The 24,865-nt window shown below is 50.9% G+C and carries 16 protein-coding genes; 5 read left to right on the top strand and 11 right to left on the bottom strand.

What is annotated here, in order from left to right:
• Nucleotides 1-159 precede the first annotated feature (159 nt).
• From MON40_RS07835 to glgB, 5 genes are all read right to left on the bottom strand, one after another.
• Nucleotides 160-2,646 (bottom strand): glycogen/starch/alpha-glucan phosphorylase, encoded by a 2,487-nt coding sequence (locus MON40_RS07835; protein WP_003779013.1) that lies wholly within the window; start codon nucleotides 2,644-2,646, stop codon nucleotides 160-162.
• A gap of 202 nt (nucleotides 2,647-2,848) precedes the next feature.
• On the bottom strand, nucleotides 2,849-4,849 hold the full coding sequence (glgX, locus tag MON40_RS07840) for a glycogen debranching protein GlgX (RefSeq protein ID WP_003779015.1): 2,001 nt from the start codon (nucleotides 4,847-4,849) through the stop codon (nucleotides 2,849-2,851).
• Between the two features lie 333 nt (nucleotides 4,850-5,182).
• Nucleotides 5,183-6,238, bottom strand: coding sequence for an HlyD family secretion protein (locus tag MON40_RS07845; protein WP_003779017.1), 1,056 nt, complete (start codon nucleotides 6,236-6,238; stop codon nucleotides 5,183-5,185).
• 20 nt (nucleotides 6,239-6,258) lie between these two features.
• Entirely contained in the window at nucleotides 6,259-6,930 is a 672-nt protein-coding gene (locus MON40_RS07850) for a TetR/AcrR family transcriptional regulator (protein ID WP_003779018.1), read from the bottom strand.
• A gap of 555 nt (nucleotides 6,931-7,485) precedes the next feature.
• Nucleotides 7,486-11,796: a 1,4-alpha-glucan branching protein GlgB gene (glgB, locus tag MON40_RS07855; protein ID WP_003779021.1), complete on the bottom strand. Its 4,311-nt coding sequence runs from the start codon at nucleotides 11,794-11,796 to the stop codon at nucleotides 7,486-7,488.
• A 515-nt stretch (nucleotides 11,797-12,311) separates the two neighbouring features.
• Here glgB and MON40_RS07860 point away from each other — a divergent pair.
• Entirely contained in the window at nucleotides 12,312-12,557 is a 246-nt protein-coding gene (locus tag MON40_RS07860; protein ID WP_003761186.1) for a hypothetical protein, read from the top strand.
• 58 nt (nucleotides 12,558-12,615) lie between these two features.
• On the top strand, nucleotides 12,616-12,945 hold the full coding sequence (locus MON40_RS07865; protein ID WP_003761187.1) for an NGK_0946 family protein: 330 nt from the start codon (nucleotides 12,616-12,618) through the stop codon (nucleotides 12,943-12,945).
• A gap of 306 nt (nucleotides 12,946-13,251) precedes the next feature.
• On the opposite strand, the gene nrdD is transcribed toward MON40_RS07865, so the two are convergent.
• Nucleotides 13,252-15,033, bottom strand: a complete 1,782-nt coding sequence (gene nrdD, locus MON40_RS07870; RefSeq protein ID WP_003779024.1) for an anaerobic ribonucleoside-triphosphate reductase — start codon at nucleotides 15,031-15,033, stop codon at nucleotides 13,252-13,254.
• A gap of 34 nt (nucleotides 15,034-15,067) precedes the next feature.
• The gene (nrdG, locus tag MON40_RS07875) at nucleotides 15,068-15,604 is read right to left on the bottom strand and encodes an anaerobic ribonucleoside-triphosphate reductase activating protein (protein ID WP_003765419.1); all 537 of its coding nucleotides are present in this window, start codon (nucleotides 15,602-15,604) and stop codon (nucleotides 15,068-15,070) included.
• 551 nt (nucleotides 15,605-16,155) lie between these two features.
• Here nrdG and uvrA point away from each other — a divergent pair.
• The 3 genes from uvrA (at nucleotide 16,156) to MON40_RS07895 (ending at nucleotide 20,890) form a co-directional block, all read left to right on the top strand.
• Nucleotides 16,156-19,038 (top strand): excinuclease ABC subunit UvrA, encoded by a 2,883-nt coding sequence (gene uvrA / locus MON40_RS07885; protein ID WP_003779025.1) that lies wholly within the window; start codon nucleotides 16,156-16,158, stop codon nucleotides 19,036-19,038.
• Nucleotides 19,035-20,072 (top strand): RelA/SpoT domain-containing protein, encoded by a 1,038-nt coding sequence (locus MON40_RS07890; protein WP_242925849.1) that lies wholly within the window; start codon nucleotides 19,035-19,037, stop codon nucleotides 20,070-20,072. The genes uvrA and MON40_RS07890 overlap by 4 nt, the downstream gene beginning before the upstream one ends.
• A 287-nt stretch (nucleotides 20,073-20,359) precedes the next feature.
• Entirely contained in the window at nucleotides 20,360-20,890 is a 531-nt protein-coding gene (locus tag MON40_RS07895; protein WP_003780587.1) for an REP-associated tyrosine transposase, read from the top strand.
• An 85-nt stretch (nucleotides 20,891-20,975) separates the two neighbouring features.
• Here the strand turns inward: MON40_RS07895 and MON40_RS07900 are convergent, their stop codons facing one another.
• The 4 genes from MON40_RS07900 to MON40_RS07915 form a co-directional block, all read right to left on the bottom strand.
• Nucleotides 20,976-21,458, bottom strand: coding sequence for a DUF4265 domain-containing protein (locus MON40_RS07900; RefSeq protein ID WP_242925850.1), 483 nt, complete (start codon nucleotides 21,456-21,458; stop codon nucleotides 20,976-20,978).
• Between the two features lie 125 nt (nucleotides 21,459-21,583).
• Nucleotides 21,584-21,817 carry a hypothetical protein gene (locus MON40_RS07905; protein ID WP_003780552.1) on the bottom strand — a complete coding sequence of 78 codons (234 nt, stop codon included), beginning with the start codon at nucleotides 21,815-21,817 and terminating at the stop codon, nucleotides 21,584-21,586.
• A 333-nt stretch (nucleotides 21,818-22,150) separates the two neighbouring features.
• Nucleotides 22,151-22,507, bottom strand: coding sequence for a hypothetical protein (locus MON40_RS07910; RefSeq protein WP_036492246.1), 357 nt, complete (start codon nucleotides 22,505-22,507; stop codon nucleotides 22,151-22,153).
• Nucleotides 22,508-22,509: 2 nt separating this feature from the next.
• On the bottom strand, nucleotides 22,510-24,834 hold the full coding sequence (locus tag MON40_RS07915) for an RHS repeat-associated core domain-containing protein (RefSeq protein ID WP_242925851.1): 2,325 nt from the start codon (nucleotides 24,832-24,834) through the stop codon (nucleotides 22,510-22,512).
• Between the last annotated feature and the right edge of the window lie 31 nt (nucleotides 24,835-24,865).

The raw sequence follows: 24,865 nt of genomic DNA on the forward strand, positions 1-24,865 counted from the left end.
CGAATAGCCTTGATATAAAGAGAACAGAGGTCGTCTGAAAACCAAGGAAAATGGTTTTCAGACGACCCTTCTTACAGTATTCTCCTTGAACTAAGCCGTACAAGCAAAAACAGCCGATACTTTCCCGTATCGGCTGTTTCGTTTACTGCTTCATTCATATCAAACTAATTGGTGTTTAGGCAGCTCTTTCAAAGTCAGCGGCTCGATGTACCAGATATCGCGGCAGTAGTCGGCGATGGATCGGTCGGACGAGAAGAAGCCCATATTGGCGATGTTGATCAATGCGGATTTTCGCCATGCGGCAACATTGCGGTAGTGTTCGTCCGCTTTGTATTGCGTGTCGATGTAGCTGCGGAAATCCGCCATCAGTTGATAGAAATCGCCGTAAGGTTGCAGGACGTCGTTGTAGCGGTTCGGCTCTTCGGGGGAGAACGTGCCGCTGCTGATTTGGTTGACGACGCGGCGCAGGTCGTGATCGCGTTCGATGTAGCCCAGTGGGTCGTAGCCGTTGCGGCGGAGTTCTTCCACTTGTTCAACTGTGTTGCCGAAGATAAAGCAGTTGTCCGCGCCGACTTTTTCCAGAATTTCGACGTTCGCGCCGTCCAGCGTACCCATACAGAGCGCGCCGTTGAGGGCGAATTTCATGTTGCTGGTACCGGATGCCTCCGTGCCTGCCAATGAGATTTGTTCGTGCAAATCGGCGGCGGGGATGATGATTTGGGCGAGGCTGACGCTGTAATTCGGGATATAGACAACTTTAATTAGGTCGCGGATGCGTTCGTCGTTGTTGATGGTTTTCGCTACATCATTAATCAGGCGGATGATTTTTTTCGCCATGTAGTAGGCGGATGCAGCTTTACCGGCAAAGATGAAAACGCGTGGCTGCCAGTCGAAATCCGGGTTTTCCAAGATTTTGTTGTAGCGGTCGACGATGTGCATCACATTCAACGCCTGGCGTTTGTATTCGTGGATGCGTTTGATTTGAATGTCAAACAGCGCGTCTGTGTTGACCTTGATGCCCAATTCGGTTTCGATGTATTTGGCGAGGCGTTCTTTGGCGGCTTTTTTCACTGCGCCGAATTCTGCCTGCACGCTTGCATCGTCAACTTTTTCGTTGAGCTTGGTCAGATTGTCCAAATGCAGGCGCCAGTCTTGTTCGCCCAAGTGTTTGTCGAGGAAACGGGTCAGCTCGGGGTTGGCGATGTTGATCCAGCGGCGCGGGGTTACGCCGTTGGTTACGTTGGTGAAGCGTTCGGGGAACACTTTGGCAAAGTCGGAGAAGATGGAAGTGGTCATCAGGTCGGAGTGGATTTTCGCCACGCCGTTGACTTTGTGCGAACCGATGACTGCCAGCCATGCCATGCGGACACGGCGGCCGTTGTTCTCATCGATGATGGACACGCGGCGGACGAAGTCGTCGTCGAAGTTGCCGATGGCGCGCAGGGCGTTCAGGAAGTAGGCGTTGATTTCAAAGATGATGTCCAAATGGCGCGGCAGCAGGCGGCCCATCAAATCGACCGGCCAAGTTTCCAAGGCTTCGCTCATCAGGGTGTGGTTGGTGTAAGAGAAAATCTTGCAGCACATATTCCATGCTTCGGTCCATGCGATGCCTTCTTCGTCAATCAGGATGCGCATCAGCTCGGGAATCGCCAGCACGGGGTGGGTGTCGTTCAGGTGGATGGCGACTTTGTCGGCAAGGTTTTTGATGCTGGGGAAACGGCATTTGTGGCGCGCTACGATGTCTTGTACGGATGCAGAAATTAAGAAATATTCTTGTTTCAGGCGCAGTTCGCGACCGCTGTCGGTGGAGTCGTTCGGGTAGAGAACGCGCGAGATGTTTTCATCGCTGTTTTGCGCGCGGACTGCGGAAGCGTAATCGCCGCGGTTGAAGTCTGCCAAATCGAAGCGGTTGCCGGCGTGTGCCGTCCAAAGGCGCAACGGATTGGCGACGTCGCCGCCGTAGCCCGGGATGATTTCATCGTATGCCATCGCGGAAATTTCTTCGCTCGGATGCCATTCTTTTTTGTCACCCATATTGATGACCTGTCCGCCGAAGCTGACGGCATATTGTTTGTTCGGACGGCCGATTTGCCATGCCAAATCTTGGTCGAGCCACAAATCGGGTTTTTCCACTTGCTGACCGTCCACGATTTCTTGTTTGAACATACCGTATTGATAGCGGATGCCGTAGCCCATGGCGGGAATGCGCAAGGTAGCGAGCGAGTCGAGGAAACAGGCGGCAAGACGACCCAAACCGCCGTTGCCCAAACCGGGGTCTTGTTCTTGTTCGCAGATGTCGGCGAACTCTTTACCCAGTTGTTTGAACGCCTCTTCAAATTCGGCATACACGCCTTCGTTAATCAAAGCGTTGACGAAGGCGCGTCCCAACAGGAATTCCATGGAAAGGTAGTAAACCATGCGTTTGCCGTTGTCGATGTGGGCGCGGCGTGTTTGCAGGAAGTCTTCGGCAATCAGGTCGCGCGCGGCGAGCATGGCGGCGTTGAGCCATTGGTGTTCGGTCGCCTCTTTCGGATCGACGCCCAAAATAAAAATCAATTTATAGACGATGGACTTGCGGATGGTTTCGGCATCCGGTTTCGGCATGACATAATCAAAACCTGAAATGGGTTGTTTTTTCTTAGCCATGATAGCCTTTCTCTGTTGGGGATGGGATGATGAAGCGGGGAATTTGTATCTTTTGGCGGTCTGAGGTCGTCTGAAAAGCCGTATGCCTTTATGTTCCGTTAAGCAAGTCAAGCAGGTAAATTTATTACTCATCTTCGACATTATAACTGAGGCAGTTTAAATAATAGGGTTTCTTTTAAAAACATCTTATTAATGACATATGTCATATATTCGGCGATGTATTTTTACGTTGCAAAATCCAAATACCCATATGTTCGACTGTCAGCTTGCCGTCTGCATTGTAATTAAACTTCTCGGATGGTACGCAAGAAATCTGCCAACTTCCTTGAGGCAGGTTAAATATTTGTTGACTACGCTTGGCATTGATCAACAGCAGCCATTCATCGTCCAAAACGATCTGCATGGCTTTTGCGCCGCGGTTGTGCCAACAAAGCTCGCTCATCGGTTCGCCTTGGATATTGAGCCAGCGGACGCGCTCTTGTTTCCACCAGACATCATCGCCCAATAATTTGATTTCTTGGCGCAGGCGGATTAAATCGCGCGTATAGCCCTGCAACGCTTCGTCCGCCTGCTGCCAATCCAGCCAAGTAATCGGGTTGTCCTGACAATAGCTGTTGTTGTTCCCCTGTTGGCTGTTGCCGAACTCGTCGCCCGCCAGCAGCATGGGCGTGCCGTTGGCAAGGAACAGCGAGGCAAGCAAGGCTTTGACGGTGTAGGAGCGGTCTTCCAAAATCGCCGCATCTTCGGTTTCGCCCTCGATGCCGTGGTTGTAGCTGATGTTTTCGTTATGCCCGTCACGGTTGTCTTCGCCGTTGGCGTGGTTGTGTTTTTCGTTGTAGCTGACCAAATCGCGCAGCGTAAAACCGTCGTGTGCGGTAATAAAATTGATGCTGGCGGAAGGATGGCGCCCGCTGTGGTTGAAAATATCAGACGACCCCGCCAGACGTTCGGCAAACGCACCCAAATTGCCGCTTTCCCACACCCAAAACGCGCGCATATCGTCGCGGAAACGTCCGTTCCACTCGGCAAAAGGCTGCGGGAAATTGCCCAAGTGATAGCCGCCTTCGCCGATGTCCCACGCCTCGACAATCAGTTTGCAGCATGCCAACACTGGGTCTTGGTAAACCACCTGAAAAAAGCGTCCGTAAGCCTGAAAATCCGGTTCGCGCCCCAATACCGTTCCCAAGTCGAAGCGGAAACCGTCTACATGAAACGCTTCCGCCCAATAGCGTAGGCTGTCCGCCGCCCAACGGGTTACGTCGCGGCGGACGATGTTCAACGTATTGCCGCAGCCCGACCAGTTTTCATAGCTGCCGTCGGGCTTCAGCCAATACCACAAAGCATTGTCTATGCCGCGCTGGCAAAGCATCGGGCCTTTTTCATCCTGCTCAGCGGTATGGTTGTACACGACATCCAATATCACTTCCAAGCCCGCCTGGTGCAAGGCTTTGACCGCCTGCTTCAACTCTTCCGCCGCACGTTCGGCATCGGCGGCATAAGACGGCTCGACGGCAAAATGGGAATAGGTGTTGTAGCCCCAATAATTGCTCAAGCCCATTTTTTGCAGGTGGTATTCGTCCAAATGCTGGTGTACCGGCAGCAGCTCGACGGCGGTAACACCCAAAGTTTTCAAATAATCAATCACGCGCGGATCGGTCAACGCTTGATACGTTCCCGCGTGTTCCAAATCGGGGAACTGCTTGGTAAACCCTTTCACATGGGCTTCATACACTACCGTCCTGCCCCACGGATGGTTCGGACTGCAGTCGCCGCCCCAATCAAAATCATCGTCGCTCACCACCACGCTTTTCGGCGCTACCGCCGCATTGTCCCGCCCGTCTTCCGGACGGAACCACGCCATTTCCTCATCGTCCTTGTAACTTGGTTTGCCGTCGATTTTTTTGGAATACGGGTCAATCAACAATTTGTTCGGATTGAAACACGAGCCGCCCGGCGCATCAGCGCGTCCGTAAACACGAAAACCATACCGCTGCCCTGCCCTAACCTCCGGCACAAAGCCGTAAAATACTGACCCACGCCGCGAAGGCATTTCCAAACGGGTTTCCCCTCCCTTGTCAAAGAGGCACAGCTCGACTTTTTCGGCATGAATGGAAAACAGCGCAAAATTCGCCCCTTCCTCAGTCAGCGACACGCCCATCGGATAAGGCGCACCTTCTTCAATGCGCCATGTTTTGGTTTTCATTTTGTTTGTCCTGATTTGATGGAGACGCTTCGGGCTGCGCTTCCGGATAGATGTTCTTTTTATAGTGGATTAACTTTAAACCAGTACGGCGTTGCCTCGCCTTAGCTCAAAGAGAACGATTCTCTAAGGTGCTGAAGCACCAAGTGAATCGGTTCCGTACTATCTGTACTGTCTGCGGCTTCGTCGCCTTGTCCTGATTTAAATTTAATCCACTATATAGTGGTGATGCTTGAAGGGAAAGAGGTCGTCTGAAAAGCAAAATCCCGTTTTCAGACGACCTCTTTTAGCCATAAACCTTTGTTTTAACTTGAGGCCGTCCGAATTTGAGCGCTATTAATTCGGCAACCTCACCGCCAACTCGGCAGGCCAAGCCGCCTTAGCGTCGGTTTTTACGAAACCATTGCCCGTCAGCCCGCCTTTCAGCAGGCGGTTGTATTTCACCGCCGTTTCGCGCGGCACTTGCAATTTCACTTTAAACATCAGCTTCGCGCGTTCATCGACCGTTTCCACCGACTTGGGCGTAAACTGCGCGTCCGTCGCGATAAATTTGATTTTGGCGGGGAACACCGCGTCAATGCCGTCCAAACGGATACGCGCATCATCATTGACTTTCAGACGACTTATGCTGTCGGTCGGCAGGAAAATATTCATCGAAACATCGGCAGGATCAAGCAGGCTGACCACTTTCGAACCCGCCGCGACCACGTTGCCCGCTTCCGCAATGGTGTATTCCACCCTGCCGGCTATCGGCGCGCGGATATTCATATCATCGTTGGCGGATGTGGCCGATTTGACTGCCGCCCTCGCCTGTTCGACACCGGCGCGTGCTTCTGCTTGTGCGGCGGCACTTTGCGCTACCGTCGCCTGCGCTTCGTCCCGCGCCGCTTCGGCTGCTTTGACCGCCGCGACAGCGCGCTCATAATCCGCCTGACGTTTGGTGACTTCCGATTGCGACACCAGCTGGTCGGCAAGCAATTTGCGCGCATTGTCCAGCTCCATTTTCGCCACGCGCAGCTGCTGCCTATTCGCGTCCACATTTGCCTGCGCGCGCGCAACCGTCTGTTTCATCTGCGCTTCGGCGGCTTTGGCGCGCCCGACCGCCTCTTCTTGCCGCAATTCCGCCGCCCGCGCTTCTTCCAAACGGCTGTTGCTGGTTTCAGACGACAGTTCCGCCAGAATATCGCCCTCTTTCACGTCCGCGCCCTCTTCCACCAATACCGCCTTCACCCGCCCCGGATACAGGCTGGAGACATCGATGCGGTTCAGTTCCAGCCGCCCGTTGGATTGCGCGATCCATGTCGGCAGGGTTTCTTTTTGGTTTTGAAGGACATACCACACACCGCCCGCAGCCAGCGCGACGGCAAGAGAAGCAATAACAGCTTTTTTCATGTTGCGTTACACCTTAATCGTCAAAACGGACGCGCCTTAGAGCGGTAATGCGGAAACAGCGCGGCAAACGCCCAATCTATCCTTTGGTGGATGGACGAATCGGTCAGCAAATCCTCATGCCGCCCGTTCATCTCATCGGTCAGTATCCCCAACATACGGTAGCGCGTGTTCATAATCATCGGCGAGATGACCGCGCCGTTGAGAAACTCAAACTGATTAAACAGAGCCAGTTCCGGCACATCCTCCCTGCCGTTGCACGCCTTAATATGCTGAATCATCCCGCAGGCAAGCATCTTATGCTGCTTTTTCAAAGCCTTGGTAATCAAATCCACGCCTTCTTCGCTATCCAGCAGCATCCTGTGTATCCACGCCAAATGCTCGCGTATCGTCACCGCCAGCCGCCAGACAATCTGATACAGCCGCTCCGTATCTTCGATATTTTGGGCAAAATCGAACGACACCCGCCCCAAAGCCCGATTGCTGTACTCAATCAACATCGCCTTCACAAATTCGTCTTTATCGGCAAACATCCTGTTGAACGTTTCCAAATTCGAATTCAAATGCTCCGCGATCGCCTGCTCGGACAGCCGCTTGTAGCCGCATCTGGGATAAAAATGAATGCCTGCGGAAATAAATTGCGCACTGGTTACACCGTTCATTATCTTCACCTCATCTGCCTGTATTGTTGTCATAGGACAAATATCCAAGACTCAAATGAAACAAAAATCTTCTGAAATATCAGACCGCCTGTGGACGCTGCCGTCGCAAACCAACGCCTCATCCCAAGCCAAGCCGATACAAATGCCAACCAACCGTTATTTTATCAAGCACGCAAAACGCCTCGATTCCGTCATCCGGTCTGTTTTTTATTTCACTATATAACAAACCGCCCCCGCCTTCAATGCAAGCCATCTTCCAATTATCATTAAAATCCGATAGTTAAATTTGTTTTACGAGGATATGGGTCGTCTGAAAAAACGGTTTCAGGCGATTTGAAGGAGGCACTAACATAAACCAATACCCTTAAAACCCTGCATCGTTGAACTGCAAGCCTGACGGTTTGCCGCCATTCTTGCCCGAATAAAAACGGGCGAACAAACATAAATGAAAATATCAGGACGAAACCTTATTCGTTTCCCCCGAAAAATTTCAGACGACCCCTTCATCTCAAAAGGTCGTCTGAAACAGGCAAAGCGGTTGGTTTGAACCTGTCTTTCTGTGTTCAAAAAAACAAGTTCAGTTCAAGCTTACGCTTCGCCTTCTTCCTGATCGGCTACTTCCGTTGCCCTGGGTTCGGCGGCTTTGTAGAGGTAAACCGTTGCCAGCGGCGGTACTTTGACGGCGAGCGAGTTGGGTCTGCCGTGCGACCAGATTTCTTCGGTTTGCAGGATTTGTCCGGCGGATACGCCGCTGCCGTTGTAGCCGGGGTCGTCTGAATTGAGGATTTCGCGGTATTCGCCGGCTTCGTTCACGCCGAAGCGGTAGCTGTCGTGGACGACGGGCGTGAAGTTGCTGATGACGATGACGCGGTTGCCTTCGCGGTCGCGGCGTTCGAAGACGAAGACGGAATTGTTGCCGTCGTCGGCGACCAGCCATTCGAAGCCTTCCGGCCATTGGTCGAGCTGGTAAAGCGGCGCGGTGTCTTTATAGACGCGGTTCAAATCGCGCACGAAGTTTTGTACGCCTTTGTGCCAGCCGCCTTCTTGGTCGAGCAGGAACCAATCCAGTCCTTCGTTGTAATTCCACTCTCTGCCTTGCGCGAACTCGTTACCCATAAACAGGAGTTTTTTGCCGGGGAAGCCGTACATGAAGCCGTAGTAGGCGCGCAGGTTGGCGAATTGCTGCCAGCAGTCGCCGGGCATCCGTCCGAGCAGCGAGCGTTTGCCGTGTACGACTTCGTCGTGCGAGAGCGGCAGGACGAAGTTTTCGCTGTATTGGTACATCATGCCGAAGGTCATTTTGTTGTGGTGGTATTTGCGGTTGATGGGGTCTTCCATCATGTAGCGCAAGGTGTCGTTCATCCAGCCCATGTTCCATTTGTAGCTGAAGTTCAAGCCTTCTTGGCGGGTTACGTTGGCGAACGAGGTGGATTCTTCGGCGATTTCGGTGGCGGAGGGGACGACCTCTTTCAGCATGGTGTTGGTATCGCGCAGGAAGGCGATGGCCTCGAGGTTTTCATGGCCGCCGTATTGGTTGGGTATCCATTCGCCGTCTTTGCGCGAGTAGTTGCGGTAAATCATGGAGGCGACGGCGTCCACACGGATACCGTCGAAACCGAAACGCTCTATCCAATACAGGGCATTACCTTGCAGGAAGTTTTTGACTTCGTTCCTGCCGAAGTTGTAAATCAGGGTGTTCCAGTCTTGGTGGTAGCCTTCGCGCGGGTCGGCGTGTTCGTACAGCGCGGTGCCGTCAAACTTGGCAAGCCCGTGGTCGTCGGTCGGGAAGTGTCCGACCACCCAGTCGAGGATGACGCCGATGCCTGCATCGTGTGCGGCTTTAATCAGGGCGCGCAATTCGTCGGGCGAACCGAAACGGCTGGTCGGCGCATACAATCCGGTCGCCTGATAGCCCCACGAGCCGTCAAACGGGTATTCGGAAACGGGCAGGAATTCGATATGGGTGAAGCCCATGTCTTTGACGTATGCGACCAATTCTTTGGCGAGCTGTTCGTAAGTCAGCCAGAAGTTGTTTTCGGGATTGCGTTTCCACGAACCCAAATGCACTTCATAAATACTGATGGGCGCGTCAATGGCATTGGCGCGGGCGCGGAAGTCGGGTGTTTCGACTTTTTCCGGCAAACCGCGCACGACAGACGCGGTATTCGGACGCAACTCTGCGCCGAAGGCATACGGGTCGGTTTTTTGCCGCACATCGCCGTTGGCATCGCGGATTTCAAATTTGTAGAGGGCGTTGAGTTTGACGGCGGGGATGAAGATGTCCCAAATGCCGTTGTCGCGGTGGAAACGCATGACGTGGCGGCGGCCGTCCCAGTGGTTGAATTCGCCGATGACGGACACGCGCTGCGCGTTCGGCGCCCATACGGCAAAGCTGACGCCTTTCACGCCGTCCACTTCGGCAAAATGCGCGCCCAAAGTTTCATAAGGGCGCAGGTGTTTGCCTTCCGCCAGCAACCAAGAATCCATATCTTTCAGGGCGGAGCCGAAGCGGTAAGGGTCTTCTTCGCGCACAGGCTCGGCATCTTCGGCATAACGGACGTTCAACGCATAATCGGGCGCACCTTCGGGCAACACGGCAACAAAGAATCCGCGTTCATCGACTTTTTCAGACGACGTAATCACCTCGCCGGTTTCACGGTTGACAATATCCACGCCCCAAGCGTTCGGAATCAGGGTCCGCACGACCTCGTCGCCTTCGGCAAGGCGGTGTCGTCCCAAATAGGCGAACAAATCGCTGTGGGTGGCAAGAAACAGGCTTTCGACCGTGTCGCGTTCGACTTGGTCAAGCTCGTGATAAGGCTTCATCCGGCTGTTTTTCTTCATGCGTACCTCTCCAATCATGGCAAGTTGGCCGCCTATCAGGCGGTTGTGGGGAAAATCTTCAAGCGCGACAGGCATTTTGCGCGCCCAGTTGGGATAACCCTCGGAAACGCCCGGCACATTCAGGTTGTCGCTCATGCCCAGCAGGTTTTCCAGTTGCACCGCATACAGTTTGCTGCGGCTCATGGCGGCATACCGGTGCAAGGCGGTTAACAGCGTTTCGTCAATTTCAGACGACATCTCGGCGTCGGCAGGCAGGCAGCCGGCGTGTTTCAACTTATCAAACAAATCCGCCTTATCGTGTTCGCGCGCTTCCAAGGTCGTCTGAAAAGTTTCCGCATCGGGAATCGTACCCAAGCGGAACATCAAATCCAAATCCTTGCCCGTCCAATAGCCTGCCAAGGGCGCGACATCGTGCGTACTGACCACCGTAATCGCCTGTTCGGGATATTCTTCGGGCCATTCAAAGCCGTGCCAGCCTTTGCTGAAATACACGACCTTATAAGAAAACACCTGATAGCGGTTCAGCAAATACCGCGCTTGGTCGGGTACCGTTCCCAAATCCTCGCCGATGACCACGCATTGGTTCCGCCGGCTTTCCAAAGCCAGGATGGCAAACATCACATCCGCGTCGTAATGCACATACGCGCCAAAGTCCGCCGTCTTGCCCGCAACCCACCACAGACGGCACAAAGCCATCACATGATCAATGCGCAAGATACCGTAAAGCCGCATATTTTCACGCAAAAGGCGGACGAACTTCTCATAACCTGTGTGCTTCAACATCATCGGATTGAGCGGCGGCAAATCCCAGTTTTGCCCCGTCGGGCTGAACGGATCGGGCGGCGCGCCGACCGCCATATCCATACAATAATCGGCGCGGTTGAGCCAAGTATCCGCACTGCCGCGTGCCACGCCGACCGCCAAATCGCCGTAAATTCCGAGCTTCACGCCGCGCGCCTCAGCCGCCTCGTTCACTTCGCGCAACTGCTCCGCGCAAAGCCATTGCAGCCACATATAAAAACGGATTTCGTGCCGATGACCCTGTGCAAATCTTTGAACTGCCTCGCCATGCGGATCATGAAACTCCGACGGCCAAGACAGCCAACCCACTTCGCCGGAGCAGTTGTAATACTGATCCAACGCCTCAAACAAACCGAAGCCTTCCAAAGCCTCGCCGCGTTCTTCGGCAAAAGCGTCAAATGCCGCCCGCTCTTGTTCGGCGGCTTCGCATCCGTCGTTTTCAAACGCGTCAAACGCCCTCTGCAAAGCATCGCGCTTGAACGCCCAAACCGCCGTATAAGCGACGGTTTCCGTAATCCGCAACGCCGCAATGCGCTGGCAGATATTCGGCTGCTTGAGCCAGTTTTTCAGCTTTTCGTTGTAGGAGAGCGCGCCGACCTTCTCCACATCCAGATAAATCGGATTGAGCCATTCGCGCGAAGACGGGCTGTACGGGCTGGCAAAAGCAGGCTTGGCGCTGAAAAGCGCGTGCAGCGGATTGATGCCGACGAAATCCAGTTGCTTATCCGCCGCAAACGCCATCAAATCCAGCAAATCGGTAAAATCCCCGATGCCCCAGTTCCGTTGCGAACGCAGGCTGTACAAATGCGTTGTCAGCCCGTTCATGCGCAAACCGTGTTCCAGCATTTTCGGCTGATAAACCGACTGCGGCGCAACCACCAGCCGCACCTTGCGGACGCTGCCTTCCACTTCCTCAGACAAAGTGTAATAGCCGCAAGCCAAAGCCGGCAGCGCAACCCAAAGCACGCCGTCTTCGCCATGGTTCAACGGCAAAACCTGCCGTCCGCCCGCTTCGTCTTCCAAGCAAATTTCAGCCGCGTCATGAAACTCAGCAGGCAGTTGCAAAGATTCCCGACCGTTTTCATGCGCCACCAAAGTATCCGCATAAAGGTCGTCTGAAAAACCGTCCTGCTGCAAAGCCTTAATAATCCCTTCCAAAACCTCGGGCTTGGTCGCATGATAAATTCCACCGATGTCGTGGAAACCCAAATCAATACCCAAGCCTGCAGCCTGCTCTTCCAAATGTTCGCTCATGACACAATTCGCCTGTTTACAATAAACCGAATCTTAATATAAATAAGATTGAATGTTTCCCATAATTCAGAGAAAACAACCGTTCAGACCAGAATTTCCCTGCTTAGTTTGACTTAACCCAAAATTTTGATTGATGACTCTAAAGACATGCTGACAAAACGGCAGGAAAATTTCTATTATCATAATATTCTAAAATAGCAGCCATCTTTTTCGTTGTTTCAGCAGCAAACCTAAGTATTTCTCATTTAATCTCTGAAATTCGTTTTTCGTAAGATTTAAATAAGTTTTCCAAGTAATAATTTATCGAGGAACTTCTATAAAACCCAATATTGTCATACAGTTCATTGCAAAAAACGATTTGATTTGTTTCTTTCATATATGAAATAAATTCCAAAACATTCGTTAACATACTTTTTTGAATTACGACAGAAGTTTTAACTTGTAAATTCCATAAGATTAAAATAATATACAGAAAATTTTTTACCAGCCCTTCTTTTCATCTGAGATTATTACCTATGTTAAAACAAGCTATTTTACTGACTGCTCTGATTGGTGCGCTTACCGGCTGTACTTACGGCCATATGCACTACTCACCATCCTATGAACAAGAAGCCACCATGCGTGCCGACTCCCGTCGCGTTCAAGCTGACGAACGTGCAGAGCGTGCAGAGCGCCGCCGCGAGCGCCGTCAAGAAATGATGGATGAAGCCGACGCTATCAACCGCGCAAACCGCAATAACCGCATCTACATCCTTCACTGATCACCGGTCCTTACGGATTATTGGATTCCTAATACTTATATTTCAAACAGGTAACATCATGAAAAATAAAATCGCAGCCCTGCTCCTGACTTCTTTCGTTATCACCGGTTGCTCTGCGCCCGGAGGCTCCGTAGGCGATTTGGCTATCGGTAGCGATTCCGCAGCCATCAAAGCAGGCCGCAACCGCGAATCTGCACAACTCTCCCGTGCCGAGCTGGAACAACACCGCCGTCAACGTACCAATGTTTCAGAAGAGTTGGCATTGGAACGTGAAAAACGCCAAGACAAACGTGACCAAGTCAACGGTGCAATGGGTACCGCAGCCAATGCAGTCGGTCTGATTGGCGGTATCGCAGGTACTGCCGCTTTGATCAAAGCTTGGTTCTAATTTAGCAGGTATTCGTAAAAACGACCGGTACAGCGTATCGGTCGTTTTTCTTATCCTCAGCTTCAAAGGCTAATTGAGTTTAAACTTTCTATAGTGGATTAACTTTAAACCAGTACGGCGTTGCCTCGCCTTGCCGTACTATCTGTACTGTCTGCGGCTTCGTCGCCTTGTCCTGATTTAAATTTAATCCACTATAAATACCGCAGTTTAAACTCGTCCATCCTTTATAAAGTCCTAGACAAAACCCAAAAGGTCGTCTGAAAACCCAAAACCAGTTTTCAGACGACCTTTATCTATTCAATACCATCAAGCCGCTTTGCGGTGGTAATGCCGTAGCGCGTGTTCTTTGCGCCGTCCGCTTGAGAAGGCGGATACACGCTTCAAATAGCCGATGACGCGGGTGCCGTAGTCGATGTCGTGCGAACCGCAGGCGGAACAGGCGTGCAGGGTACGTTTATCGATATGGCCGCATTCGTTGCAGATGGTGATGCGCACGTTCACGCAGAAGTAGTTGCAGCCGGTTTGCGCAGCGATGTCCAGCAGCGAGCGGTAGCCGGATTCGGGCAGGGCTTCGTCGAGGTTCAGGTGCAGCGCGGAGCCGCCGTCGAGCCAGTCCACCAGTTCTTTACCGTGCAGCAGGAATTTGTCGAGCGCGTTGATTTCTTCGTCTTCGACAACGTAGAAATAGGAATTGTAGCATTCGCGGCTGACTTTGTAGCCGTCGGCTTTGTCCCATTTTGCGTTTTTCACGCCGAGGTTTTCGGCGGGAACAAACTCGGTGTTGAATTTCACGCCGTAGTGCTTGCTGGCGGCTTGGTTGGCTTCGAATATGGTTTTCAGACGACCTTGGACGAAATTGATGTAGTCGTCGTTGTAGCCGACTTTGATGCCTTGCGATTCGGCGGCTTCCGCCATGCCGTTGATGCCGATGGTGAGGAACTGTTTGTCCAGCGTGATGAAGCCTGCATCGTAAACGGGCAGCATTCCGGCGGCTTGGTATTCTTCCATCAGTTTGCGGTAGGCGTATTGGTATTTGTGGATTTTGGCGACTTCGGCGGCAAGGTCGCGCCCGTCTTGCTCCAACCGGTTCATGTTGATGGTGATGACGTTGATGGAACCGGTCGCCACGCCGCCCGCGCCGAGGGTATAGCTGAAAGTGCGGTCTTCAATGGCGTTGCGCAGGCGGCAGCAGGAAGCCAACGAGTCGGGATTGTCGGAAAGATAAACGAAGAAGGAATTGCCTTCCGCCAACTCTTTTGCCATTTCGTTGGCGAACACGGTGTCTTTGCATTTGCCGCCGTCGGTCAGCATCGCAGCGGTCACGACGGGGAAAGTCAAAACGGCTTTGGTGCGTTCCTGATTGAACCATTTGAGGAAGAAGTTTTGCAGCTTCGCCACGCTCGCCCACACCGGTTTGCTGAAATCGGGGAAGACGAAATCGCCGAACATTGCGTCGAAATAGTATTGATCGTAAACGGAAATATTCCAAAATACGCTCTGATAGCCGCGCGCGGCAGCGGGCTGGTTGATGCTGTACACCACCTGCTGCATATGGTTGGCGATTTCTTTGCCGTGGGTTTCCAAATAATCGTCGCCATAGTCTTTGCGGGCGAAATAGTCGAAATAGGTCAGAAATTCCACCGTTGCCACCGCGCCGGCAAACTGCGCGCTGATGGCAAACACAAGGTTGATAAATGAGCCGCAAAACGAAGCCAGATGCTGCGGTGCCTTGGATTCGCCGCCGAGTTTGCTTAACCCGTCGAGCAGGAAGGGATACAGCGTAACCGACACACAATAAGGCTTAAGGCTGGTTTCGTCATGCACATAAATCTCGTGCGCCTCAATCTGGCGGATGTATTCGTCGGCAACGGATTGGTCGAAAATTTCGGCGATTTTACGCGACACTTGGGCGCGGTTAATCTGCACGAAAAAGTCTTTCATGATTTCCGCTTCCATCGTGGCAATGTTTTTCTGGGTAACGTTGGCATTGGCGTCCATTTTCGAGCCATCCGCCGCGTTTTGCGCGCTGATGTAGTCATGCATGAATTGCAGTTTGCCGTTTAACTGTTCGGGATGCAGCCGAATCATGTTAATTCCTCCTGTGTGGGTTGGATAAAAAGCCTCAGGCCGTCTGAAACGCGGCCGCCTGCGGCTGAGTCGTAATCGGGATGATTTTGGGCGCGGGTTTGTCTTTGATAAACAGGCGGTTCAACACCTCGCCCGTGCGCAAATCGATAAACTTCTGATTGGTGGTCGGGCTGTCCAAGCCGCCCAGCTCCATCTGCCAGCGGCCGGTTTTCAGATACGTCAGATAAGGCAGGATGCCGTCTGAAACCGCCTCCAGCTCCTCACGCTCCAAACCGGTGTACAAACAGGCTTTCAAACCCGCCTGCGTCACGATACCCAACATTTTCTGCAAAGCTTCCGGCTGCCATTCCCCGCCCATAAACAACACGCAGCTAATCAGCCCGCGATAGCGTTTCAGACGGCCTTTCAAATAATCCTCGGTCAATTCCGTGCCGACACCCTCTTTCCACGCATCGGCACTGTGGCAGCCTTTACAGCGCAGCGGGCAGCCGGAAAACAGAAACGCCAGCGACACTTCGCCCGGCACTTCCTGCCATACGATTTGCTCGATTGTGAATTTCAACGCTGCCATGACTTGCTACTCATAAATACAATATATGGTGTGAATTAAATCATAAGAACACAAGATATGGTATTTTTATTTAACAATGCAACAAACCGATATGATAGTTTTTAATAATTCACTATATTAAAAATCCAAATCAAAAAGCAGTTTAAATATAAAAAAGCCGTACTCGGGAAACACGCTTCGCATTCCCCAATACGGCCGTTACGCCATCATATAGTGGATTAAATTTAAATCAGGACAAGGCGACAAAGCCGCAGACAGTACAGATAGTACGGCAAGGCGAGGCAACACCGTACTGGTTTAAAGTTAATCCACTATACTTTTTTGAAATTTACATCCTTTTCTTACAGTACGACCTTGCCCGAATAGCGAAAACCCAAAACGATAAGCAAACTCCGTAATAACAAAAGCCATTAACAATCCATTCCCTCCAATGACCAAAGGTCGTCTGAAAATCCGCTCCCCAACTTTTCAGACGACCTCCCGCAGTCTGAAACCCAAGCGAAAAGTGTTACAATAGCCGTTTTATTTTAGCCGCTTAAGACAGTCCGACCATGTGCAACCACCATCATCAAAACGACAGCAAAACTCCCCACTCAGAAGCTCGCGACAACGACACCATCCGCATCCGCGGTGCGCGCACGCATAATTTGAAAAACGTCGATTTGGACATTCCGCGCCACAAGCTGGTAGTGGTCACGGGGCTGTCGGGCAGCGGCAAGTCGTCGCTGGCGTTTGACACGCTGTATGCCGAAGGGCAGCGGCGTTATGTCGAGAGCCTTTCCGCCTATGCGCGGCAGTTTTTGCAGATGATGGACAAGCCCGATGTCGATTTGATCGAAGGCCTGTCGCCTGCGATTTCCATCGAGCAGAAATCCACCAGCCACAACCCGCGTTCCACCGTGGGTACGGTTACGGAAATCCACGATTACCTGCGCCTTTTGTACGCCCGCGTCGGCACGCCGTATTGCCCCGAACACAATCTGCCGCTGTCGAGCCAAACCGTGTCGCAGATGGTCGATGCTGTGTTGAAGCTGCCGGAAGACACGCGCGTGATGATTCTGGCGCCGGCGGTGCGCGAGCGTAAGGGCGAGTTTGTCGATTTCTTTGCCGACTTGCAGGCGCAGGGTTTTGCGCGGGTGCGCGTGGACGGCGAGGTCTATCAGTTGGACGAAGTGCCGAAGCTGGAAAAAAACATCAAGCACAACATCGACGTAGTCATCGACCGCGTGAAAGTGAAGGCGGACATCAAGCAGCGGCTGGCGGAAAGTTTTGAAACTGCGCTGCGCCACGGTAACGAGCGTGCACTGGCAATGGAGATGGACAGCGGCGAAGAGCATTGGTTTTCCGCGCGTTTTGCCTGCCCCGTGTGTTCATACAGCCTGCCCGAATTGGAGCCTCGCCTCTTTTCGTTCAACAACCCGATGGGTTCCTGCCCGACTTGCGACGGCTTGGGCAACACCAATTTCTTCGACCCCGAAAAAGTGGTCGCGCACCCCGAATTGTCGCTGGCAACGGGCGCGATTGACGGCTGGGACAAACGCAACCAGTTCTATTTCCAAATGATTCAGTCGCTGGCGCGGCATTACGGTTTCGACGTGCAGGCTGCTTGGGAAACGCTGCCTGAAAAGGTCAAAAAAGTCGTGCTACACGGCTCAGGCAAAGAAGTCATTGATTTCACATACCTATCCGAACGCGGCACCACCTTCAACCGCAGCCACGCCTTCGAAGGCATCATCCCCAATCTCGAACGCCGCTACCGCGAAACCGACAGCGAAACCGTGCGCGAAAAACTGCGCGAATACCAAAACCACCGCGCCTGCCCGAGCTGTGGCGGCGCACGTTTGCGCAAAGAAGCCCGCTACGTTTACGTCAGCGGCGAACCTTTACACGAAGTCTCCGCCTGGCCGCTGACCAAAACCCACCAGTTCTTTGAAACGCTGGATTTGGACGGCAACAAAAAACAAATCGCCGAAAAAATCCTCAAAGAAATCACCGAGCGCCTCGGCTTTCTGATTAACATCGGGCTGGATTACCTCAATCTCTCCCGCTCCGCCGAAACCCTCTCCGGCGGCGAAGCCCAGCGCATCCGCCTCGCCAGCCAAATCGGCAGCGGCCTGACCGGCGTGATGTACGTATTAGACGAACCCTCCATTGGCCTGCACCAGCGCGACAACGACCGCCTGCTCGCCACCCTCAAACGCCTGCGCGATTTAGGCAACAGCGTGATTGTGGTCGAACACGACGAAGACGCTATCCGCGAAGCCGATTTCGTCGTCGATATGGGCCCCGGCGCGGGCGAACACGGCGGCAACGTACTGATTGCCGACACCCCCGAAAACGTCGCCAAATGCGAAAAATCCGTTACCGGACAATACCTCAGCGGTAAAAAATCCATTGCCGTGCCGTCTGAACGCACGCCCGTCAATCCCGACCGAATGCTCATCCTCAAAGGCGCGCGCGGCAATAACCTCAAAAACGTCACCCTCGAACTGCCGCTCGGTTTGATTACCTGCATCACCGGCGTATCCGGCAGCGGCAAGTCCACCCTGATTAACGACACCCTCGCCAAAATCACCGCCCGCGAACTCAACCGCGCCCAAGAAGAACCCGCCCCATACGACGACATCCACGGCCTCGAACACCTCGACAAAGTCATCAACGTCGACCAGTCCCCCATCGGACGCACCCCGCGCTCCAACCCCGCCACCTACACCGGCCTGTTCACCCCCATCCGTGAACTCTTCGCCGGCGTACCCCTCTCGCGCGAACGCGGCTATAACGTCGGCAGATTCTCCTTCAACGTCAAAGGCGGCCGCTGCGAAGCCTGCCAAGGCGACGGCGTCATCAAAGTCGAAATGCACTTCCTGCCCGACGTGTACGTCCCCTGCGAAGTCTGCCACGGCAAACGCTACAACCGCGAAACCCTCGAAATCCAATACAAAGGCAAAAACATCAGCCAAGTCCTCGACATGACCGTCGAAGAAGCCCGCGAATTTTTCGACGCCGTCCCCACCGTATCGCGCAAACTGCAAACCCTGATGGACGTAGGCTTAGGCTACATCCGCCTCGGCCAGTCCGCCACCACCCTCTCCGGCGGCGAAGCCCAGCGCGTCAAACTCGCCTTGGAACTCTCCAAACGCGACACCGGCAGAACGCTCTACATCCTCGACGAACCCACCACTGGCCTGCACTTTGCCGACATCGCGCTGCTGCTGGAAGTCATAGGTCGTCTGAAAGGCAAAGGCAACTCGATTGTGATTATCGAGCATAATCTTGACGTGATTAAAACTGCGGATTGGATTGTGGACTTGGGGCCGGAAGGCGGAGATGGCGGGGGGAGGATTATTGCTTGTGGTAGCCCTGAACAGGTGGCTAAAGTTAAGGGGAGTTATACTGGGAAGTATTTGAAAGAAATATTGAAAGCAAAAAAATGAGTGATCAAACTTGTAGAAATTTTTCCAAAAAAAGAGTTAATAAAAGTGGAAGCTATTTAGCTCACAATACGATTAGTACAGTGAATGAATCAGAATTTGATGAAAATCTTGAAGTATTCAATAACTGGAGAGCTTTACATTCATACCCCATGAACATTATTTATATGAATTTACATCGTAGAATAAAGAAACTTGGGATACAAGATGCAATTATAGTTCAAAGACTAAAAAGAAGTCCTTCTATTTTAAATAAATTAAATAGATTTAAAGATATGAAATTATCTAGAATGCAGGATATAGGGGGAGTCCGAATAATAGTTAAAAAAATCTCTGACATATATAAGATAAGAGATGATATAAATAATGCTTTCCCACATAAAATATGTTATGAGAAAAATTATATTAACAATCCCAAAGAAGACGGATATAGATGTCTCCATATGATTTTTGAAATAAAAAATCTTAACGATGAAAAGTATAATGGGTTAAATATTGAATTACAAATAAGAACGGAGTTGCAACACCAATGGGCAACTGCTGTGGAGATTCTTGGGTTGTATAAAAATGTATCTTATAAATCGGGTTTAGGTGATGAAAGGACTAGAGAGTTTTTATGTTTATGCAGTAATCTATTTGCCTCAAGTGAAAATACACCCATAGATGAAAAGTATTACGGCAAGAATTTATCTCAAGAACTAAAAAATTTAAATGATGAATTAAAGATTTTGAAATATCTAAATGGTTTAACAGTTGCTGTGAACCACCATGATAAAATAAATCACGGTAATAGTAACAAATTCTGTTTAATTTTATTAAAGCTTGATGAAAGCATGCTGAATTTATGGAGTTTTCGTAATATTACAGATGCAAAAAGACAATATGAAAACTTAGAAAAAGAGATTACTAGAGGAAATAAGAATTGGGATGTTGTCTTGGTTTCTATTGATCAGATGAAATCTCTGCAAAAAGCATATCCAAACTACTATCTTGATTCAAAAAGTTTTGTGAAAAAAATAAAGAGTTTGATTCCGTAGCCGCATCAAGCAAGCCGTAGTCTGCATACCCAACCAACCGCGTGCGTGGCTTCGCCACACACCCTACCTGTGAATCACACGAAACTTCAAAGCCAATACGTAGGGTGTGTGCGGTACGCACGCACGCGGTTGCTTGATTGACGGTTTGCCGTTTCAACTTTTAACTTCGTTGAAACTAGCGCTCAGACGGCCTCCAATGTCGTCTGAAAGCGTCAACTTCAACAAAGTTAAAACTTTAAACAACAAACTATTCCTTCTCCAACGCTCAAACCACAAACAAAAATCCTATGGCGCGTTATCGCAGAAACTTCATTGCCGGCGGCACATTCTTTTTCACCGTCAAACTCGCCGACCCAAAATCGCGCCTGCTTGTCGAACATATCGACTTATTGCGTGTGGCTTATATGGATGTGCAAAAACAATATCCCTTTGCAACCGTCGCCGTATGCGTACTGCCGAACCATATTCACGCCATTTGGACGCTGCCGCCCGACGATGCGGATTATCCCCTGCGCTGGCGGCTGATTAAAACCAAATTCTCCGCACATTTCCCTCGTGCCGAAAACCTGTCCGCCAGCAAACAGCGGCGGCACGAACGCGGTATTTGGCAACGGCGTTTTTATGAACACACCGTGCGTGACGAAACGGATTTGCAACGTTGTGCAGACGACATCCATTTCAATCCCGTCAAACATGGATCGTGCGGCAATGTTCGCGATTGGGCGTTTTCGTCGTTTCACCGTTATGTGCGGGACGGATGGCTGCCGTTAGATTGGGGCGGAACGAAAGAAACGGCGGTAATGAGTTTCGGAGAGTGAATGCTATAAAAAACTACCGACCGCGTGCGTGGCTGCGCTACACACCCTAATTCAGGATTGAAGGTTTCATGCGGACCACAGCTTACTATTCATTCCACCAATTTAATAAAGTCTCATCAGACGAATTATCTATATTTTTATAGATATTAGCATAATACCATTCTGCTTGAATTTTTTCTTTGAGTTTATTGAAATAGTGATTAATTTTATCCATTCCATTACTTGATGGAATACTGAAAGAATAGACATCTTCATTAGCACCATCCAGTGTCCCATTGAGTTTTAATTTAATATCTTGGCTTAATTTATTAAGATCAATTTTTCTTGGAAAATACATCTGAATACAAAAATTCCCCCCTCTTGAAATAACAACTGGATGTTCAGCCTTACCATTAATTTCAATTACATCTCCTTTCGCAAGATTTTGTGCCAAACCAGGCGATTTAAGTATTTTGTATTGGTTTGCTTTAATAAATTGAGCAGGTATTTCTTCAAAGACAGCTCCATTCTTACCATGACCTGCATAAACATAAATTAATTCAAAATTATCTTCCATATGGTGCTCCACAACTACCTCTTTCAATACATGACATACCTTCTTTAACATATCCACTACTACCAGCACTTAAATTACAAGATGCGCCTTCAAGAGCTATATTTACATCATCTAAGTTCCCAGTTTTCGTCGAAACCCTACACCTCCGTCCGCCCCAATGCGTCGGTAACGGCGGGATGGTCTTTGCGGTAGTCGAACGTCCATTCTTCGCCGAGGTTGTTGCTGCTTTTAAGCACTTTGCCGTCGGTGTTGTAGTGGTCGTATTCGTAGCGGGACACCAGTCCGTCGGGCTGGTTGTGTTCGACCATGATGTGGTTGCGGTAGGCGAAACCGCGCAGTTTTTTGCCGTCGCGTCCGTAAACGGCGGTCAAATCGCCGTAGCCGTCGTAGTCGTAGCAATTTGTTAGAGGTCGTCTGAAAGTTGGTTTTCAGACGACCTCTATGTTAACTGCCAATGAGATTGTTAAAAAACAAATGGTTCAGACGACCTCAAAGAAGATAGTGAGGTCGTCTGAAAAACAGAAACCGCGTGCGTACGTACCGCACGTACCCTACGTCAAGACTGAAGGTTTTGTGCAGGGCGTGGAACCGTTTTGGGGCTTTGAAAAGCAGCCTGCACTTTTTCAGGTAGCCCGAAAGGGGGTGTGGGAAGCAATTGTCCACCCTACATCAGAATTGAAGGTTTCATCCAAACTACGGATTGCTTATTGCATATTATTTCCAATATATAATTTAATCTTCTCAAATTGCTCATTGGAACAATAAATGGAAAAAATATTCTTCCCACTCTGTTTATTCTGTGCAGATAAAATATTATTTTTATATTCAAAATAGATTCTACTTAATGGAATTGAACCCTTACCAATTTCACCATTACATGAAAAGGTAAAATTTATTTGATTAGCACTTATATTAATGCTTCCACATTCTTTTTTACTTCGTTGTTCGGCTAAAATTATTTTGAACCAACCTCCAAACCCTGGATCATAATGATAATTTGAAATATAAGGAGGAGTTGAAGATACCAAAATTGATGCTATTAATCCTGTTAAAATTTTCATGATTATTTACCTTTATTAAGCCTTCTAATTTTTCTTGCAAGCGAAGCGGGAGTAACCCAACCAGACATCTTCATTTCTTCTATGCCAGCAGCTTGACTCGTTCCATAAGCAAAACTTGCACATTGCCTGTTACGTAAGTTATAGCCAGAAGTTTCAGTATTTTTACTATTAAAATCATTTATGTAATTTTTAACCTTCACCATTTGTTTATCAGTTAAATTATAGCTTCTTGATACCAAATGTGAACTCCCCAAATGTGAAATATCATTGAAATCCATAGCTCCTCCCATATCACTCATAAGAATACTTGCAATATCTTTTGATTTATATCTAAATCCATCTCCATCAGGCCATTGTCCAATATATTGCGTTTTCCCATTTTCCTCCAAGCCAATAAACGCATGCCCTACAAAGTCACTAGGATCCGAGAAAATAGTTAATTTTCCCTCCAAACCTAACACATCCGTCCAACTCTGTATATTAGGAGCAAATCGATAAAGGTTACTACCCCCCAACAACCCAATCGGGTCCTGATTCACAAATCGCCCGGTCTCAGGCTCGTAATACCGCATCAGGTTGTAATGCAGCCCCGTCTCTTCATCATAATACTGGTTTTGCAATCTGAACGGCTGATGTGCATCCTTGTAAACCCGTTCATCCTTTTTCAGACGACCCCAGGCGGTGTATTCGCCGTACCATAAGAGATTGCCGTGGATGTCGGTCATCTCGCGCGGGATGCCGATTTGGTCGTTGTGGAAATAACTTAGGTATTGTTTGCCGTCTTTAGCGTTGTCAAAGATTTGCGCCAGCGGTTCGTAGCTGTCTTGGTCGGTGTAGATATAGGTGTAACAGCCTTTGTAGGTGTACTCCTGCAACAGGCGGCTGCCGTCCCAGACGAAGTGGGTGCGTTTCGGTTCGGTACTCGTCCAGGCGAGTTTGTCTTGGCGTTCTTTGGAAAGGCGGCGTCCGAACGGGTCGTAGGCGTAGGTCCAGATTTCGGTGTTGCCGGCGGGCTTTTTGATTTCGGCGCGGACGAGTTGGTTTTCTAAATCGTATTGGTAATATTGGTTTTCGCCGTCGGGCAACTGGCGGTAGATCAGGTTGCCCAATGCGTCGTAGGTGTATTCGATGCCGTTGTATTCTTTGAGGCGGTTGCCGCTGACAAGGTTGCCGCCCTTTCCTTCTGCCGCTTTGTCGGAAAGGATATTGTGTGCGGGGTCGAAGGCGAAGGTTTCGCTGCGGCCGGTTTGGCTGTTGCGGGCTTCTTGAATGCGTCCGATTTTGTCGTAAACGTAATTGAGGACGCCGCTTCTTTGATCGGCGCTTTGGATTAGGTTGCCGGCTTTGTCGTAGGCGTAGCGGCGGTTGACGGCGTCGCCGGCCAACGGGTTTTGTTTGCCGCGGGGTGTTTGTGTGCCGTTCCAAACGGTACGCTGGCTTTTCAGACGACCCATGGGGTCGTAGTCGTACAGGCTGCTGATGCTGCCCTGCGTCCTTTGGATTTCGCGGTGCAGTTTGTCGCGTTCGATGTCGGTTATGACTTTGCCGTCGAGGCTGATTTGGTGCAGGTGTCCGCTGCCGTAGTAAAGGTAATCGATATGGCGGCCGTCGGGCAGGATGGTGCGGATGCGGTTGCCCAACGGGTCGTATCGGTAGCCTACGGTGGCGCTTTGGCCGTTGTGGACGGTGGTTTCGCCGATGAGGCGGTCGAGTTCGTCGTAGGCGAGTTCGACGCTGCTGTGCTGGTTGCGGGCTTTGGTCAGGTTGCCGGTAACGGGGTCGTATTCGAAACGGGTGCGGCTGATGCCTTCGTCTTTGCTTTGTCCGTTGCGGCCGGAGACTTTGCGGCTTTGTTTTTCGATCAGTTGGCCGAGGATGTTGCGTTTGAAATGATGGATGTGCCAAGTTTCGGGACACTCTTTCAGACGACCTTCATGATTGCTTTGGCCGTATTCGGTCTGTTGGACCAGTTGTCCGGCGGCATCGTAGCCGTAGGCGGTGATTTTGCCGTCCCAGCCGGTTTCTTGGATCAGGTTGTCGGTTCGGTCGTAATCGAGACGATAGGTTTCGCCGTTTTCGTTGGTGAGGACGGTCAGACGGCGGGCTTTGTCGTAGGCGTAGGCGAAGGTATGGCCCAGCGCGTTGGTGCGTTTGAGCGGCAGTCCGTCCACCGCGAGTTCGTAGGCGGTTTTGGCACCGAGTCCGTCGATGTGGGCAGTCAGACGGTTGAGGCGGTCGTATTCGAAGGTTTCGTGACTGCCGTCGGGATAGTCGGTACGGACGGGGTTGCCCGCTGCGTCGTAATGGTGGCGGGTGGTATGGCCCAACGCATCGGTAACGGTTTCGAGATTGCCGTAT

Origin of the sequence: Neisseria macacae ATCC 33926, from assembly GCF_022749495.1 — a bacterium.
Classification (GTDB): Bacteria; Pseudomonadota; Gammaproteobacteria; order Burkholderiales; family Neisseriaceae; genus Neisseria; species Neisseria macacae.